Raw genomic sequence first — 15,140 nt, forward strand, 5'->3', positions numbered from 1 at the left:
CCGTTCGTGCGCGCGTGGCGGCTCCCGCGGTGTTACAGTTGGTCACCATGACCGAAACGACGATTTCTCCCGACGCACCGCTGTACATCGTGCTCAATGCCGGTTCCGGCGCCGCCGAAAAGGACGAGCGCCGCGCCGCCATCGAGGAAGTGCTCACGGCCGCGGGGCGCCGCTTCCACCTGCACCTGGTGGAGGATGGCGGCGAGCTCGACGACGCCGCCATCGCCCACGCCGGCAAGGCTTGCGCCAATGGCGGCATTCTTGTCGCGGCGGGCGGCGATGGCACGATCAATGCCGTCGCTCGCCAGGCCGTCCAGCACGGCTGCCCGTTCGCCGCCCTGCCGCAAGGCACGTTCAATTATTTCGGCCGCACGCACGGCATTTCCGAAGACCTGACCGAAGCCGTGCAGGGAATGCTCGCGGCAACCGTGCGCCATGTGCAGATCGGGTCCGTCAACGGCCGCATCTTCCTCGTCAACGCCAGCATCGGGCTGTACCCGAAGTTGCTGGAAGAGCGCGAATCGGACAAGAAGCAGTATGGCCGCAGCCGCGTCGTCGCGTTTTTGTCGGCGCTGAAGACGATCTTCCTGCCGCATCGCCGCCTTCGGCTCACGCTGGAGGCGGAGGACCGCACGCTGCAGCTGCGCACCCACACGCTGTTCGTGGGGAACAACCGATTGCAGATGGAACAGGTGGGCCTGACGGACCAGGCGCCGGATGTCGCCGATGGCGAACTGGCCGCCGTGGCGCCCAAGCCCGCCGGCAAGCTCGGCATGCTCGGCATCGTGCTGAACGGCGCGCTGGGCCGGCTGGGCGACACGGGCGACGTGGTCACGTTCGGCTTTCGCCGCATGACCGTGCGCACCCCATTCTATGGCCGCCGGCGCATCAAGGCCGCCGTCGACGGCGAAGTGCTCACGCTCTCCACGCCACTGCATTTCGAGGCGCTGGACGGGCGGCTGCGGCTGCTCGTGCCACCAAGTTCACCGCCGGAAACATTGCCGTAAAAATGGGGACGTACCCCATTTTTCAGGAAATGTTTCTCGGAAAATAGGGCCGCCGGAACGCCATACCGCCCCAATTTTGCTGGGCCAATGGCTATTCGACCGTGATCGGCAGGTCGCGCCCTTCCACCGCCACGTTCCCCGCAAAGTCCGCGGCGTGGATGCGCAAGGTGTAGTTGCCGGGCGCGATGCCTGAAACGTCCCAGGTGCCCGGCCTGGCCTGGCCATCGGCCAGCGTGTTGTTCAGCGCATAGGCGAACTGGGTCGACTTGCTGCCGTACACGGTGATCCCGCTGCTGGCCGAGTAGACCAGCTTGACCGCATCCTGGTTGCGCGGCAGCCGGTCGTACACTTGCGTGATGCGCGGGCGTTCGTAGCCGGGTGCCGGCGTGCCGTCTTCGCGCAGCAGCTGGTAACCCAGCTTGTACAGGCCGAGCCGGCGCCGCGCCAGGTTGCCGTCCATCTGGTCCCACGCGTCGACGACGATATCGACCTCGCCCAGGGCGCGGGGCACCGGCACGCGCTTCCGTGGCGGCGGCGCCTTGGCCTTCCTGCCTTTGCCGCCACGCGCTGGTGGCGGCGCCCCGAGCCGCTTGCCGCCATCTGCCAGCAGCACGATGCCCTGGATGCGCGGCGGTACCGTATCGCGCAGGCCGACGAATGGCAGCGTCAGCGGATTTTCCACGCCACCGGTCGGGAAGTAATCGAGGTGCACGTGCGCCATGGCGTTGATGGTGCCGAGCTTGTCGCCCACGGCGAAGCGCGCGCCGCGCCGCACGCGCACGCGTTCGGGCGTGCCGCCGTCGCCGGCCAGCAGCTGGAAGCGGTCGTCCAGCGGCTTGTCGCGGCGGTCGCGGCCCACCTTCATGTGGATGTACGACAGCGTGCCCACGCTCATGCCTTCGCTCAGCGTGGCGTAGCCCCAGTTCGGATAAGGGTCGGTGACCTTTGCGGCCATGACCGCCACGACGGGCGCGCCCACGTCGGCCCGCACGTCGAGGCCCATGTGGAAGTGATCGCGGCTGTCGCCTTCGTAATTGCCGCGCACCTCGCCCATCACGCCCACCACTTCATGCGGCGCATCCTGGGGCAGCACGGGCCATGGCATCGGCTGGTCGCGGCGCGGCGTGTGCGCCCGGACACGGTGCGCCGGCGCCGTCTGGCCTTCCATGGCCGGGGCCAGGCGCACCACCGCGAAGCCGAGCCCCTCGGCCACGACGACACTGCCGTCGCGCGCCACGGCCACGCCGCGCGGCCCGGACAGGTTCACGGTGCCGTCGCTGCCGTAGCCCGGTTCGGCCGGCCGGTCGAAGTCGCCCAGCGGCCGGTACTCGCCCTCGGGCGCGACCTGCAGTACGCGGCCGGAACCCGTGGTGACATACAGGAAGCTGTCGCGCGTGACGGCGATACCGACCGGCCGGCGCAGCGGCGAGCGCCGCTCCCCCTGTGCCGGCACCGCCACGGTCGACACGGTGCCGGCGGTATCGATGCGCCGCACGGCATGGTTGCCCGTATCGGCAACGAACAGCGTGCCATCCGTGGATACGGCCACGCCACCCGGCGTATCGAACCGCGCGGACAGGGCCGGGCCATCGACGTTGCCCGGCCGGCCACCGCCCGCCACCGTGGTGACGGTGCCGTCCGGCGCAACACGGCGGATGCGGTCGTTATAGGTGTCGGCCACGAACACGTTGCCGGCGTCGTCCACCGCGATGCCCACCGGGCCGTCGAAGCGCGCGGCAGCGCCCTGGCCGTCCGCAAAACCGGGCTGGCCATTGCCGGCGAGCGTGGTCACGGTACCGTCCGGGGCTACCTTGCGCACCGCGTGGTTGCCGGTGTCGGCCACGTAAAGATTGCCCGCATGGTCGAGGGCGACCGCCGACGGCGTGTGGAACATCGCCGCGGCGCCCTTGCCATCGGCGTAGCCTTCACGGCCGCCGGCCAGCGTGGCCACCGTGCCGTCGGGCGCGATCGCGCGGATGCGGTTGCTGTCGCCGCCGTCCGCCACGTAGACGGTGCCGCGCGGCCCCGTCGCCACGCCGAACGGATCGCTGAACGCGCTGCGCGCCGCGGACCCGTCGGCGAAACCGGCGGCACCGCTGCCACCCAGCGTCGTCACGCGCGCGGTCCAGAAACGGGTGGTCGCGGCCTGGGCGGGTGTCAGCACGGCAAGCGCCGCGGCCGGCTTTCCATCGGGGCCCGATGCCGGGCGAAGGGTGTAGAACCCGGTGCCGGCACCGGCCAGCAGGACGGCGCCGGACAGCGCGCCAACGATGAGTTTTCGATTCACGGATGCCGTTCTTCATTGCGGGAAGCGCAAGCTTAGCAGGAACGCCCGCCGGCGCACCACAGCGGTGGGCCCGGTCGCCCTGGAACAGGGGCGAAATTGCCCAGGCCTGGGCAGGTCCGTGCCGGCACGGATCGGGCATGCCGCGCGCCGGGGCTCGGGGACGCCGACTAGAATGTGTCCGCCCCAAAAGGAATCATTCATACTGAAAGGAACGCCATGAGCAACAAGCCCACTTCAGAGGAAACCGGCGGCGAGCGCCCCGTGCTCACCACCCGCCAGGGCCATCCGGTGCGCGACAATCAGGCGCTGCGTTCGGTCGGCGAACGCGGCCCGGCAACGCTGGAAAATTACCAGTTCATCGAAAAGATCACCCACTTCGACCGCGAGCGCATCCCGGAGCGCGTGGTGCACGCGCGCGGCACCGGTGCCCACGGCTACTTCGAAGCCTACGGCAAGATCGGCAACGAACCGGCGAGCAAGTACACCCGCGCCCGCGTGCTGAACGAAACGGGCGTACAAACACCCGTGTTCGTGCGCTTCTCGACGGTCATCGGCGGCAAGGATTCGCCGGAAACGGCGCGCGACCCGCGCGGCTTCGCCGTCAAGCTCAAGACCGTCGACGGCAACTGGGACCTGGTCGGCAACAACCTGAAAATCTTCTTCATCCGCGACGCCGTCAAGTTCCCGGACATGATCCATGCGTTCAAGCCCGACCCCGTGACGAATCGCCAGGAACCGTGGCGCTTCTATGACTTCGTCAGCAATTCGCCGGAAGCCCTGCACATGGTCACGTGGGTCAAGAGCCCGTGGGGCATCCCGGCCAACTACCGCGAGATGGAAGGCTCGGGCGTCAACACCTACAAGCTCGTCAACGACGAAGGCGTCGCCCACCTCGTGAAATTCCACTGGGTGCCGAAGCAGGGTGTGCGCAATCTCACCGCCGCGCAGGCAGCCGAAATCCAGGCGCACGACACGGGCCATGCCACGAAGGACCTTTACGAGGCGATCGAACGCGGCGATTTCCCCGAGTGGGAATTCTGCGTGCAGGTCATGAGCGACGACGACCATCCGGAACTCGACTTCGACCCGCTGGACGACACCAAGCGCTGGCCGGAAGACCAGTTCCCGCTGCTCCCTGTCGGGCGCATGGTGCTGGACCGCAACCCCGACAATGTGTTTGCCGACACCGAACAATCGGCCTTCGGCACCGGCGTGCTGGTCGATGGCATCGATTTTTCGGACGACAAGATGCTGCAAGGCCGCACCCTCTCCTACTCCGACACGCAGCGCTACCGCGTGGGCCCGAACTACCTGCAGCTGCCGATCAACGCGCCGCAGGAACGCGCGCGCGCGCGCACCAACCAGCGCGACGGCCAGATGGCGTACAGCGTCGACGACGGCGGCGCGAACAAGCACATCAACTATGAACCGAGCAGCCTGGGCGGCTTGCGGGAAGCGCCGAAGCCGGCAAAGGAGTATCGCCAGTGGGTGGAAGGCCACCTGGGCCGCTACCAGACGTCCCGCACGCTGGACGATTACCGGCAGGCAGGCGACCGGTGGTGCACGTTCGAGGACTGGGAGCGCGACGAGCTCGTGAAGAACCTGGGCGACGACCTGCGCCAGTGCCCGGAACAGATCGCGCTGCGGATGGTGTGGCACTTCTGGCATTGCGACGAGGACTATGGCCGCCGCGTGGCCGAAGCGGCCGGCATCGACGTCGACAAGGCACGCGCCCTCGCCCCGCTGCCGGGCAAGCCCGCGCCGAATGCCCACCGCGAAGTGCCGACCTACACGGATGGCGCTGTGGAAGAACGCGCGCCGCGGGAAGCCGCTCCGGCGAAGTAGTAGCGGCCTGTCGCCTGATGTTGCCGAATTCCTGAGCGGAAAACCGGTGTCCGACACCTGAAGGTGTCCGACACCAGCGGCTCAAGCCCTACCTGAAAGTCAGTCCAGCAGATCCTCGATCTTCACCGGCAGCGACCGGATGCGTTTTCCGGTCGCGTGGTGCACGGCGGCGGTGATCGCCGGGGCCACGCCGACCAGTCCGATCTCGCCCACGCCACGAGCGCCGTAGGCGTTCAGCGCCGCGTCCGGGTAGTCGAGGAAGGTCACGTCGACGGCCGGCGCATCCGCGTGCGTGACCATCAGGTAGTCGGCCAGGCTGGCGTTGACCGGGGCGCCGTAGCGGTGGTCGTAGTGCGTTTCCTCGAACAGCGCCATGCCCACGCCCATCTGCACCGCGCCCTCGATCTGGTTGCGCGCCGTGCGGGCGTTGACGATCCTGCCGCCGTCGATCACCGAGACCACGCGGCGCACCGCCAGGCGCGCGATCGCCGGTTGCCAGGCCACCTCGACGAAGTGCGCACCGAACGATCGGATCGACACGGCCCTGGCCTGCGGGTCGGACGAACTGCCTTTCGAGATGCCCTGCCCTTCGACCCGTTCCACGCCCGCGCGCCGCAGCACCTCCGCGAACGCGAGGCCGCCGGGCATGACACGCCCCGCTTCGAACGCCAGTCCGCGGCCGTCATCCAGGCGGCCGGCCACGTCCAGCAACTGCCGGATCGCGTGCTGCGCGGCCATGATCACGGCCGGCACCAGCGAAGCCGTGGCCATCGAGCCCCCGGAGGTCGGCCCCGGCGGCAGATCGGTATCGCCGATCTCCACCTTGACCCGTGCCACGTCGACACCCGTTTCATGCGCCGCCATCTGCGCCAGCACCGTGTACGTGCCGGTGCCGATATCCTGCGTGGCCGAGCGCACGCGCACCGTGCCGTCGTCATGCAGGCTCAGGGCCACCTGTGCCTTCGTACGCATGCCGGGCCACGTGGCACTGGCCATGCCCCAGCCGAGGATCGTGCCGCCTTCGCGCATGGCGCCGATACCCGGATCGCGGCGCGACCAGCCGAACCGCTCCGCGCCCGATTCGAGGCATTCGCGCAAATGGCGCGACGAGAACGGCACATCCTTTGATTCGTCGCGCGCCGTGTCGTTGAGCAGGCGCAGGGCCACGGGGTCCATGCCTAGGCGGTCGGCCAGTTCGTTCATCGCCGACTCCACCGCATACATGCCCGGCACCACGCCCGGGCCGCGCATGGCCGTGTTGACGCCGAGGTCGCGCCGGCACGCCGCGCCCGTCACGCGCAGGTTCGGCGTGCTGTAGATATAGCCGGTGGCTTCGCCGCACGATTCCTCGGAAACGCCGGCGCGCGAGTCGTGGTACAGGAAATCCTGCCGCAGCGAGACCAGCCGGCCATCCGCGCCGGCGGCGAGCCGGATGCGCTGCTGCGTATTGGTGCGGTGGCCGACGTTCCGGAACATCATCTGCCGCGTCACCACCAGCTTGACCGGCTGGCCAGCCACCCGCGCCGCCTGGGCCGCCAGCAGCGAATGCGTCCACGGCCACAGCTTGCCGCCGAAACCACCACCCAGGTACGTGGTCACGACGCGCACGCGTTCCTCTGGCAGCTGCAGCATCGCGGCCAGCACGCCGCGGTGGTTGACGACCGCCTGCGTGGTCTCGTAAACCGTGAGCCGGTCGCCTTCCCAGCGGGCCACGGTGGCGTGCAGTTCCATCGGATTGTGCGTCTCGACCGGCGTGCAGTAGGTTTCATCGACCTGCACGGCCGCTGCTTCGTACGCCCGCTCCGGGTCGCCCCGTTCGGTGGCCACTTCCGGCTCGTCGTCCGGGCTCAATGCCATGCGCACGTCCGGCGTGGCCGCCGCATACTCGACGACGACCGCGCGGGCGCCATCGCGCGCCTGCTCGAACGTGTCGGCCAGCACCAGCGCCACGAACTGGCCGTAATAGCGCACTTCGTCGTCCTGCATGGGCGGCACCTTCTCGTCCATCTCCAGCCGGCTCTTTTCCGGCAGGCGGGCGATGTGGCCGATGGTTTCATGCGTGTGGATCGCCCGCACGCCGGGCATGCCCCGCGCCGCGTTGCAATCGATATGGCGCACCGTGCCGACGGCAATCGTGGCGCAGACCGGCACGGCCACCAGCATGCCGGGGAAATGGTGGTCGGCCGTGTAGCGCGCATGGCCCGACACCTTCTGCGGGCCTTCCACGCGTGGCAAGGCCGCGCCCAGAATATCCTGCGGCAGGGCCGCGCCGCTGATTTCCTTGCTCATTGCAGGTCCTCCCCCGCCACGTTCCTGATCGCCTGCACGATGCAGCGCCGCGCCAGCTCCACCTTGAAGGCATTGCCGGGGCGCGGCTGCGCGCCGGCCAGCGCGGCCGCCGCCGCCGCCTCCACATTGGCCAGCGTCAGTGGCTGGCCCGCCAGCAGGTGCTCGGCCGCCACCGCGCGCCAGGGCCGCGTGGCCACGCCGCCCAGCCCGATCCTGATCTGTTCCACCTTGCCATCGGCCACCCGCAGCACGATGGCGCACGACGCCAGCGCGAATTCGTACGAGGCGCGGTCGCGCAGCTTCAGGTAGCCGGAGCGTGTGCCGTCGGGCAGCGGCGGCAGCGTCACGTGCGTGACCAGGTCGCCGGCTACGAGGGCGGTCTCGATATGCGGCGTGTCGCGCGGCAGCAGGTGGAAGTTGGCGATCGCGATCTCGCGCTTGCCGTGCAGGCCCGTGACGTGGACGCGCGCGTCGAGCACGACGAGCGCCACGTTCATGTCCGACGGATTGGTGGCGATGCAGTGCTCGCTGGTGCCGAGCAGCGCGAGGTTGCGGTGATAGCCTTCCATCGCATCGCAGCCGCTGCCCGGCGCGCGCTTGTTGCACACCATGTGCGGATCGCGGAAATACACGCAGCGGGTCCGCTGCAGCAGGTTGCCGGCCGTCGTCGCCATGTTGCGCAACTGGCCGGAGGCCCCCGACAGGAGTGCTTCGGACAACACCGTGTAGCCCTTGCGCACCCGCTCGTCATGGGCCAGGTCGCTGTTGCGCACGGTGGCGCCAATCGACAGGCCACCGTCGGGCGCCCCGTCGATGCGGTCCAGGCCGAGGTGGGCAATCTGCACCACGTGGGCGGGATGCTCGATATCGAGCTTCATCAGGTCGAGCAGCGTGGTGCCGCCCGCCAGGTAGCGCACGGTGGCGCCCTGCTGCGCGGTGGGCGACGCTGCGCCCAGCAGCACGGCATCGTCCACGCTGGCGGCGCGGCGCAGTTCGAATGGCCTCATTTGCCGCCCTCCCCGCGCACCTGCTGGATCGCCGCCACGATGTTCGCGTACGCGCCGCAGCGGCACAGGTTCCCGCTCATGCATTCGCGCACCGCGGCATCCCCCGTGCCGCACGGTTCGTCCAGCAGCGCCACGGCCGACATGATCTGGCCGGCCGTGCAGTAGCCGCACTGGTAACCGTCGTGCTGCACGAAGGCCGCCTGCATGGGGTGCAGCCGCTCGGGCGACCCCAGGCCCTCGATGGTGGTCACCTCGTCGTCCTGGTGCGCCATGGCCAGCGCCAGGCAGGCATTGATACGCCGGCCGTTCACGTGCACCGTGCAGGCGCCGCACTGGCCGTGGTCGCAGCCCTTCTTCGTGCCGGTCAAATGGAGGTGGTCGCGCAGGTAATCGAGCAGCGTGGTACGCACGTCCACCCGCATCGTGTGCTCGACGCCATTGACGGTGATGGCGGGCCCGATCGGCGCCGCCGGCTTGATGGATTGCATGCGAGTCCTTTCCGCCCGGCGCGCCAGGCTGCTGAAACTCGACTACACGCAAAAACACCGGCCAATGGCGCACGATTGCCTTCATAGCAACATTTCTTCAAAACAGGGGTCAGACCCTGGTTTTGAGGAAATTTCCTGGAAACAGGGGTCTGACCCCTGTTTGTGGGCAATGTTGCAGGCAAAAAAAAGCCCGCCAAGCTGGCGGGCTGAAGTCTATTTCCTTGGAGGAGAATAGAGGAGACGGGTCAATTATGCTGCGCCGCGCCATATTCCGCAACACTCTTGTAGTGATACTAGATATTGCTGAGCTCTATAACTGCAAATAGTCACGGATCTGAGCGAAAGGTGCGCCGCCATAAAAAAGGGGAGCCCGAAGGCTCCCCAGACGTCATCCCTGCCGGGAATGATCAGCGGTCCGGCGTGTACGGCAACACGCGCGAGGCAAGTCGGGTATCGGTTTTCAGCAGGCTCACTTCGTCGGCCATGATGTGCACCGCTTCGAGCAACAGCACGTCCTTGGCGTTCTTCGCGGCCTTTTCCGCTTCGAGTTCGGCAGCCAGCGAGCGCTCGTCACCCTGCAGGCCATCGTCGGTGCGGCTGACGCCCTTCACGGCGGCGGCGGCAGCCTGCTTGGCCTGCTTGGCGCCGGCCGGTTTCGGCGTGACGGCATTCTTCACAGTCGGATCGGGAACGAGGATCGGATCGTCCGCGGACGGCGCGGCCGCCAGGCGGGCTTCCCGCAGCTTGGCGCGCGCCTCCTGCTCGTCACGCTCCTTGCGGCGCTCCTTCTCGTTCAACGAAATGAGATTGTCCTTGCGCTGCTTTTTCACATAGTTCACGTCATCGACCAGGAACTGGAAATCCTTGTCCTTCAACACGCGCGCCTCGTGTTTCTTTGCAAGCAGCGGAACGATATCCTTCACTTCGCCGGCCGGGATATAGACGGCCGGCTTGATCACCGTGTACGGCAGCGCATTGTCGTAGCTCGACTCGCCGAAATTCTCGGCATCGGAAAGCTGCGGCAGCTTGATGTCCGGCGTCACGCCGCGCAACTGCGTGGTGCCGCCATTGATGCGGAAGAATTGCGCCACCGTCATCTTCAGTTCGCCCAGGCGCTGCTTGTCCTGCGCGAAGCGGTCCAGGCTGATCAGCGTCTGCACGGTGCCCTTGCCGAAGCTCGGTTCGCCGATGACGATGCCGCGGCCGTAATCCTGCACGGCGGCCGCGAAGATCTCCGAAGCCGATGCGGACCCACGGTTGATCAGCACGCCGATCGGACCGTCCCACGCCAGGCCGGCGATCGTGTCGTTTTCCACTTCGACGCGGCCTTCGGCGCTGCGCTGCTGCACCACGGGCCCCTTGTCGATGAACAGGCCCGTCAGCTCGACAGCCTCGGTCAGCGAACCGCCGCCGTTGTTGCGCAGGTCGATCAGCACGTTGTCGACCTTGTCCTTCTTCAGCTCGGCCAGCAGGCGCGCCACGTCGCGCGTGGCGCTCTTGTAATCCTTGTCGCCGCGGCGGCGCGCCTCGAAGTCCTGGTAGAACGTGGGCAGCGAGATCACGCCGATGCGGCGCTTGACCGTGCCATCCTTCACTTCCATGATCGTCTTCTTGGCCGACTGCTCTTCCATGCTGATCTTCTTGCGCACCAGCGAGATCATGACGGGCTTGGCATCGGGGCCGGCATCGCCCGGCAGCACCTGCAGGCGCACCTTGGAATCCTTCGGGCCGCGGATCTGCTGGACCACGTCGTCGATACGCCAGCCCAGCACGTCCGTGACCGGGGCATTGTCGCCCTGCGCAACGCCGACGATCTTGTCGCCCACCTTCAGCTTGCCGGACATGCCGGCCGGGCTGCCCGTGACGATCTCGCGGATCACCGTGTATTCGTCACGCGTCTGCAGCACGGCGCCGATGCCTTCCAGCGACAGGCGCATCTGGATGTCGAAGTTATCCGACGCACGCGGGCCCAGGTAATTGGTGTGCGGCTCGATCGACATCGCATAGGCGTTCATGAAGATCTGGAACACGTCCTCGCCATTGAGCTTGCGCGAACGCGACAGGTAGTTTTCATAGCGCTTGTCCAGCGTTTCGCGAATGGCCTTGTCGTCCTTGCCGGCCAGCTTCAGGCGCAGCCAGTCGTTCTTGACGCGCTTGCGCCACAGGTCCTTCACGTCCGCTTCGCTCTTGGGCCACTCGGCCTTTTCGCGGTCGTACTGGTAGCTTTCGTCCAGCGTGAAATCGGGTTTGGTCTTGAGCAGTTCGCGCGCATACGCGATGCGGTCGTTGAAGCGCTGCTGGTAGAGATTGTAGATGTCGAACGGCATCTGCAGGTTTTCGCCGACGATCGCATCGTCGAGCTTGGCCTTGGCACCGGCATATTTATCCAGGTCGGCTTGCACGAAAAACAGCTTTTCCGCATCCAGCGACTTGAAATAGCGGTCGTAGATTTTCTCCGACATCGCATCGTCGAGCGGCGTGGCCTTGTAGTGGTAGCGGGACAGCACACGGGACGCCCACAGGGCGGCCTGGGTCTGCTGCGCGGCAGGCTTGATCTGCTCGACGGCAGCCTTGTCGGCGGGCGCAGCGTGACCATAGGCGGACAGGATAGCCAGCGACATCGCGGCCAGCAGCATTTGCTTCTTCATCGGCACACTCCGGATTCTAAAATGACGATTTGCGGACACGCACAGCTTATTCAAGTCCGCGTGCGGTTTATTCTACAGGACAGAATGCGATGATTTGGCACTCACGCTTAAGTGCGCATTAAAGATGGCGGGACAAAGACGTTTTGAATGACCGGATTGCAAAGAATTGTAAATCCGGCACCCTGAAAGATAAATAAACGTTAACGCGCGCCGTCAGTGGCCGCCACTGTAGAAGCAGCGCCCGCACGCCTGACGGTAGCGCTCATTCCCGCCGATGGCGATCTGCGCGCCTTCGCGGATGCGATTGCCGTGTTCATCGACGCGGATATTCATCGTCGCTTTCTTGCCGCACGTGCAGATATTCTTGAGTTCCTCGATCGTGTCGGCCAGCGCCAGCAGGTAGACCGAGCCGGGAAACGGTTCGCCGCGAAAGTCGGTGCGCAAGCCATAGCAGATCACCGGCACGCCCTTCACCTGCGCCAGCTGGTGCAACTGCTGCACCTGCGGCACGGAAAGGAACTGCGCCTCGTCGACGAGCACGCAGGCCACCTTGTCGATGTCGAGGAAGTTGGTCGCGGCATCGAACGTTTCCACTTCCCGCTGCAAGCCCAGGCGCGACGTGATCCGGCCCACGCCGAAACGGTCGTCGATCGCGGCGGTGAACAGCCGCACGGCCTGGCCCTGCTCTTCGTAATTATGGGCGACCTGCAGCATCGCGGTGGATTTGCCTGCGTTCATCGCAGAGTAACGGAAGTAGAGTTTTGCCACTGCTGACCTGCTGGAAAAAAATGGAATCCGCGATTATAAGACAGCACCGGATGCCACCGGTCCGCCCGTGCTGGCACCTGCCGGGGTTTCGGCGCATACTGCCACGACACCGTCCGTTCCCGCACCACCATTGCGCAACGACATTTTCGCGATTTTTCGATCCCACGAGGAAAGACCATGGCGAGCACTCCTTCTACCCTCTCTACCGCCCCTGCCACGCCCCCGGCGCTGTACGGCTTGATCGGCAACACCCCGCTGGTCGAAGTGACCCGCATTGATACCGGCCCGTGCCAGCTGTTCCTGAAACTCGAGAACCAGAACCCCGGCGGCTCGATCAAGGACCGCATCGCCCTGTCGATGATCGACGCGGCCGAGCGCGATGGCCGCCTGCGGCCGGGCGGCACGATCATCGAGGCCACGGCCGGCAATACGGGCCTCGGGCTGGCCCTCGTCGGCCGCATCAAGGGCTACCGCGTGGTGCTCGTGGTGCCGGACAAGATGGCCACGGAAAAGGTGCTGCACCTTAAGGCCCTGGGCGCCGAGATCCACATCACCCGGTCGGACGTGGGCAAGGGCCATCCCGAGTATTACCAGGACCGGGCTGCCCGCATCGCCGCCGACATTCCCGGCGCCTTCTACGCGGACCAGTTCAACAACCCCGCCAATCCGCTCGCGCATGAAACCACCACCGGCCCCGAGCTGTGGCAGCAGGCCAGCCAGCAGCTCGATGCGATCGTCGTCGGCGTGGGCTCGTCCGGCACACTCACCGGGCTGTCGCGCTATTTCGCCAAGGCCAATCCCGACCTGGAATTCGTGCTGGCCGACCCGAAAGGCTCGATCCTCACCGAATACCTGCGCACGGCCCGCGTGCCGGAAACAAGTGGCTCGTGGGCGGTGGAAGGCATCGGCGAGGATTTCGTGCCGTCGATCGCCGACTTTTCACGCGTCAAGCATGCATACACGATCACCGACGCGGAGAGTTTTGCAAGCGCCCGCGCCCTGGTGCGGGCCGAGGGCATCATCGGCGGCTCGTCGACGGGCACCCTGCTGGCCGCGGCGCTGAAGTATTGCCGCGAGCAGACAACGCCGAAGCGCGTGGCCACGTTTGTCTGCGATACGGGCACGCGCTACCTGTCGAAGATGTACAACGACGGCTGGATGTTCGACCAGGGCCTGATGGAACGTCCCCCGACCGGCGACCTGCGCGACCTGATCGGCCGCCGGCACGATGCCGGCGAGGTCGTCAGCGTGGCACCGACGGACACGCTGCTGGTAGCCTTCAACCGCATGCGCGCGGCCGACCTGGCGCAGCTGCCGGTGCTTGCGAACGGCCGGCTGGTCGGCATCATCGACGAATCCGACCTGCTGCTCCACGTCGGCAACGAAGCGCCGGCCTTCGCCGGCCTGGTGGGCGACACGATGACGGCGCGGCTGGAAACGCTGCAGCCCGGCGACAGCCTGCAGGCGCTGCGCAGCACGCTCGACCGGGGCCTGACGGCCGTGGTGGCCGATGGCCAGCGGTTCTACGGCCTGGTCACCCGCTACGACCTCCTCAACCATCTCCGCAGGAAGCTATGAGCACACCGGACAACGCACATGACGTTCAGGACGACCACCGCCAGCAGCTCGCCACCCGCGTGATCCACGCGGGCCAGGCCCCCGACCCCTCCACCGGCGCGATCATGCCGCCGATCTATGCCACGTCCACATTCGTGCAGCAAAGCCCGGGTGTGCACAAGGGCCTGGACTACGGGCGCTCGCACAACCCCACGCGCTGGGCATTCGAACGGTGCGTGGCCGACCTGGAAGGCGGCGCCCAGGGCTATGCGTTCGCCTCCGGCCTGGCCGCCATCTCGACGGTGCTCGAACTGCTCGATGCCGGCTCGCACATCGTGGCCGGCGACGACATGTATGGCGGCAGCTACCGGCTGTTCGAGCGCGTGCGCCGCCGCAGCGCCGGCCATGAGTTCACGTATGCCGACCTGACGAACCCGGAAAACCTGCTGGCCGCGCTGCGCCCCGAAACAAGGATGGTGTGGGTGGAAACCCCCACGAACCCGATGCTGAAACTGGCCGACCTGGCCGCCATCGCACGGATCTGCCGCGAGCGCGGCATCATCGCGGTGGCGGACAACACGTTCGCCAGCCCGATCGTGCAGCGCCCGCTGGAACACGGCTTCGACATCGTGGTGCACTCGGCCACCAAGTACCTCAACGGGCATTCCGACATCATCGGCGGCATCGCCGTGGTCGCCGGCGAGGAACGGCAGGCGGCGTGGCGCGAGCAGCTGGGCTTCCTGCAGAATTCCGTTGGCGCGATCCTCGGTCCGTTCGACAGCTTCCTCGCCCTGCGGGGCGTGAAAACGCTGGCGATCCGCCTGGAACGCCACTGCGCCAGCGCGCTGGACCTGGCGCAATGGCTTGACCAACAGCCGAAGGTGCGCAAGGTGTTTTATCCGGGCCTCGCCGGGCACCCGCAGCATGCGCTGGCGCGGCGCCAGATGCAGGGCTTCGGGGGCATCATCTCGGTCGACCTGGCCACCGACCTGGCTGGGGCGCGCCGCTTCCTGGAACGATGCGAAGTGTTCGCGCTGGCCGAAAGCCTGGGCGGCGTGGAAAGCCTCATCGAGCACCCGGCCCTGATGACGCATGCCACGATTCCGGCCGCCCAGCGCGCCCAGCTGGGCATCGGCGATGGACTGGTGCGGCTTTCGGTCGGGATCGAGCACGTGGACGATCTGCGCCGGGATCTCGCCAACGCACTGGCCGCCATCTGAGGGATCACGCCCGCGCCGAGCTTC

General features: G+C 67.0%; 10 protein-coding genes. 4 read left to right on the top strand and 6 right to left on the bottom strand.

Features of this window, described 5'->3' with window-relative positions; translation table 11 throughout:
* The first annotated feature begins 47 nt into the window (after nucleotides 1–47).
* Nucleotides 48–1,007: a diacylglycerol/lipid kinase family protein gene (locus EWM63_RS30020; RefSeq protein ID WP_130189788.1), complete on the top strand. Its 960-nt coding sequence runs from the start codon at nucleotides 48–50 to the stop codon at nucleotides 1,005–1,007.
* A 91-nt stretch (nucleotides 1,008–1,098) separates the two neighbouring features.
* Here the strand turns inward: EWM63_RS30020 and EWM63_RS30025 are convergent, their stop codons facing one another.
* Nucleotides 1,099–3,294: an NHL repeat-containing protein gene (locus tag EWM63_RS30025; protein WP_130189789.1), complete on the bottom strand. Its 2,196-nt coding sequence runs from the start codon at nucleotides 3,292–3,294 to the stop codon at nucleotides 1,099–1,101.
* Nucleotides 3,295–3,510: 216 nt separating this feature from the next.
* Between EWM63_RS30025 and EWM63_RS30030 the strand changes: the two genes are divergently transcribed.
* Nucleotides 3,511–5,139 carry a catalase gene (locus EWM63_RS30030; RefSeq protein ID WP_130189790.1) on the top strand — a complete coding sequence of 543 codons (1,629 nt, stop codon included), beginning with the start codon at nucleotides 3,511–3,513 and terminating at the stop codon, nucleotides 5,137–5,139.
* A 99-nt stretch (nucleotides 5,140–5,238) separates the two neighbouring features.
* On the opposite strand, the gene EWM63_RS30035 is transcribed toward EWM63_RS30030, so the two are convergent.
* The 5 genes from EWM63_RS30035 to EWM63_RS30055 form a co-directional block, all read right to left on the bottom strand.
* A complete protein-coding gene (locus EWM63_RS30035; RefSeq protein WP_130189791.1) occupies nucleotides 5,239–7,428 on the bottom strand; it encodes a xanthine dehydrogenase family protein molybdopterin-binding subunit in 2,190 nt (729 codons plus the stop codon).
* Nucleotides 7,425–8,435 carry an FAD binding domain-containing protein gene (locus EWM63_RS30040; protein WP_130189792.1) on the bottom strand — a complete coding sequence of 337 codons (1,011 nt, stop codon included), beginning with the start codon at nucleotides 8,433–8,435 and terminating at the stop codon, nucleotides 7,425–7,427. Before EWM63_RS30040 ends, EWM63_RS30035 begins: the two co-directional genes overlap by 4 nt.
* A complete protein-coding gene (locus tag EWM63_RS30045; RefSeq protein ID WP_130189793.1) occupies nucleotides 8,432–8,923 on the bottom strand; it encodes a 2Fe-2S iron-sulfur cluster-binding protein in 492 nt (163 codons plus the stop codon). The genes EWM63_RS30040 and EWM63_RS30045 overlap by 4 nt, the downstream gene beginning before the upstream one ends.
* Nucleotides 8,924–9,330: 407 nt before the next feature.
* Nucleotides 9,331–11,571, bottom strand: coding sequence for a carboxy terminal-processing peptidase (locus EWM63_RS30050; protein WP_130189794.1), 2,241 nt, complete (start codon nucleotides 11,569–11,571; stop codon nucleotides 9,331–9,333).
* Nucleotides 11,572–11,784: 213 nt separating this feature from the next.
* Nucleotides 11,785–12,339, bottom strand: a complete 555-nt coding sequence (locus EWM63_RS30055; protein ID WP_130189795.1) for a thymidine kinase — start codon at nucleotides 12,337–12,339, stop codon at nucleotides 11,785–11,787.
* Between the two features lie 177 nt (nucleotides 12,340–12,516).
* Between EWM63_RS30055 and EWM63_RS30060 the strand changes: the two genes are divergently transcribed.
* Both EWM63_RS30060 and EWM63_RS30065 read left to right on the top strand, forming a co-directional pair.
* Complete coding sequence (locus EWM63_RS30060) at nucleotides 12,517–13,917, top strand: pyridoxal-phosphate dependent enzyme (RefSeq protein ID WP_130189796.1); 1,401 nt, start codon at nucleotides 12,517–12,519, stop codon at nucleotides 13,915–13,917.
* Nucleotides 13,914–15,116, top strand: a complete 1,203-nt coding sequence (locus EWM63_RS30065) for a trans-sulfuration enzyme family protein (RefSeq protein WP_130189797.1) — start codon at nucleotides 13,914–13,916, stop codon at nucleotides 15,114–15,116. The genes EWM63_RS30060 and EWM63_RS30065 overlap by 4 nt, the downstream gene beginning before the upstream one ends.
* Nucleotides 15,117–15,140: the final 24 nt, after the last annotated feature.

Origin of the sequence: Pseudoduganella lutea, from assembly GCF_004209755.1 — a bacterium.
In the GTDB taxonomy this organism is placed as follows: domain Bacteria; phylum Pseudomonadota; class Gammaproteobacteria; order Burkholderiales; family Burkholderiaceae_D; genus Rugamonas; species Rugamonas lutea.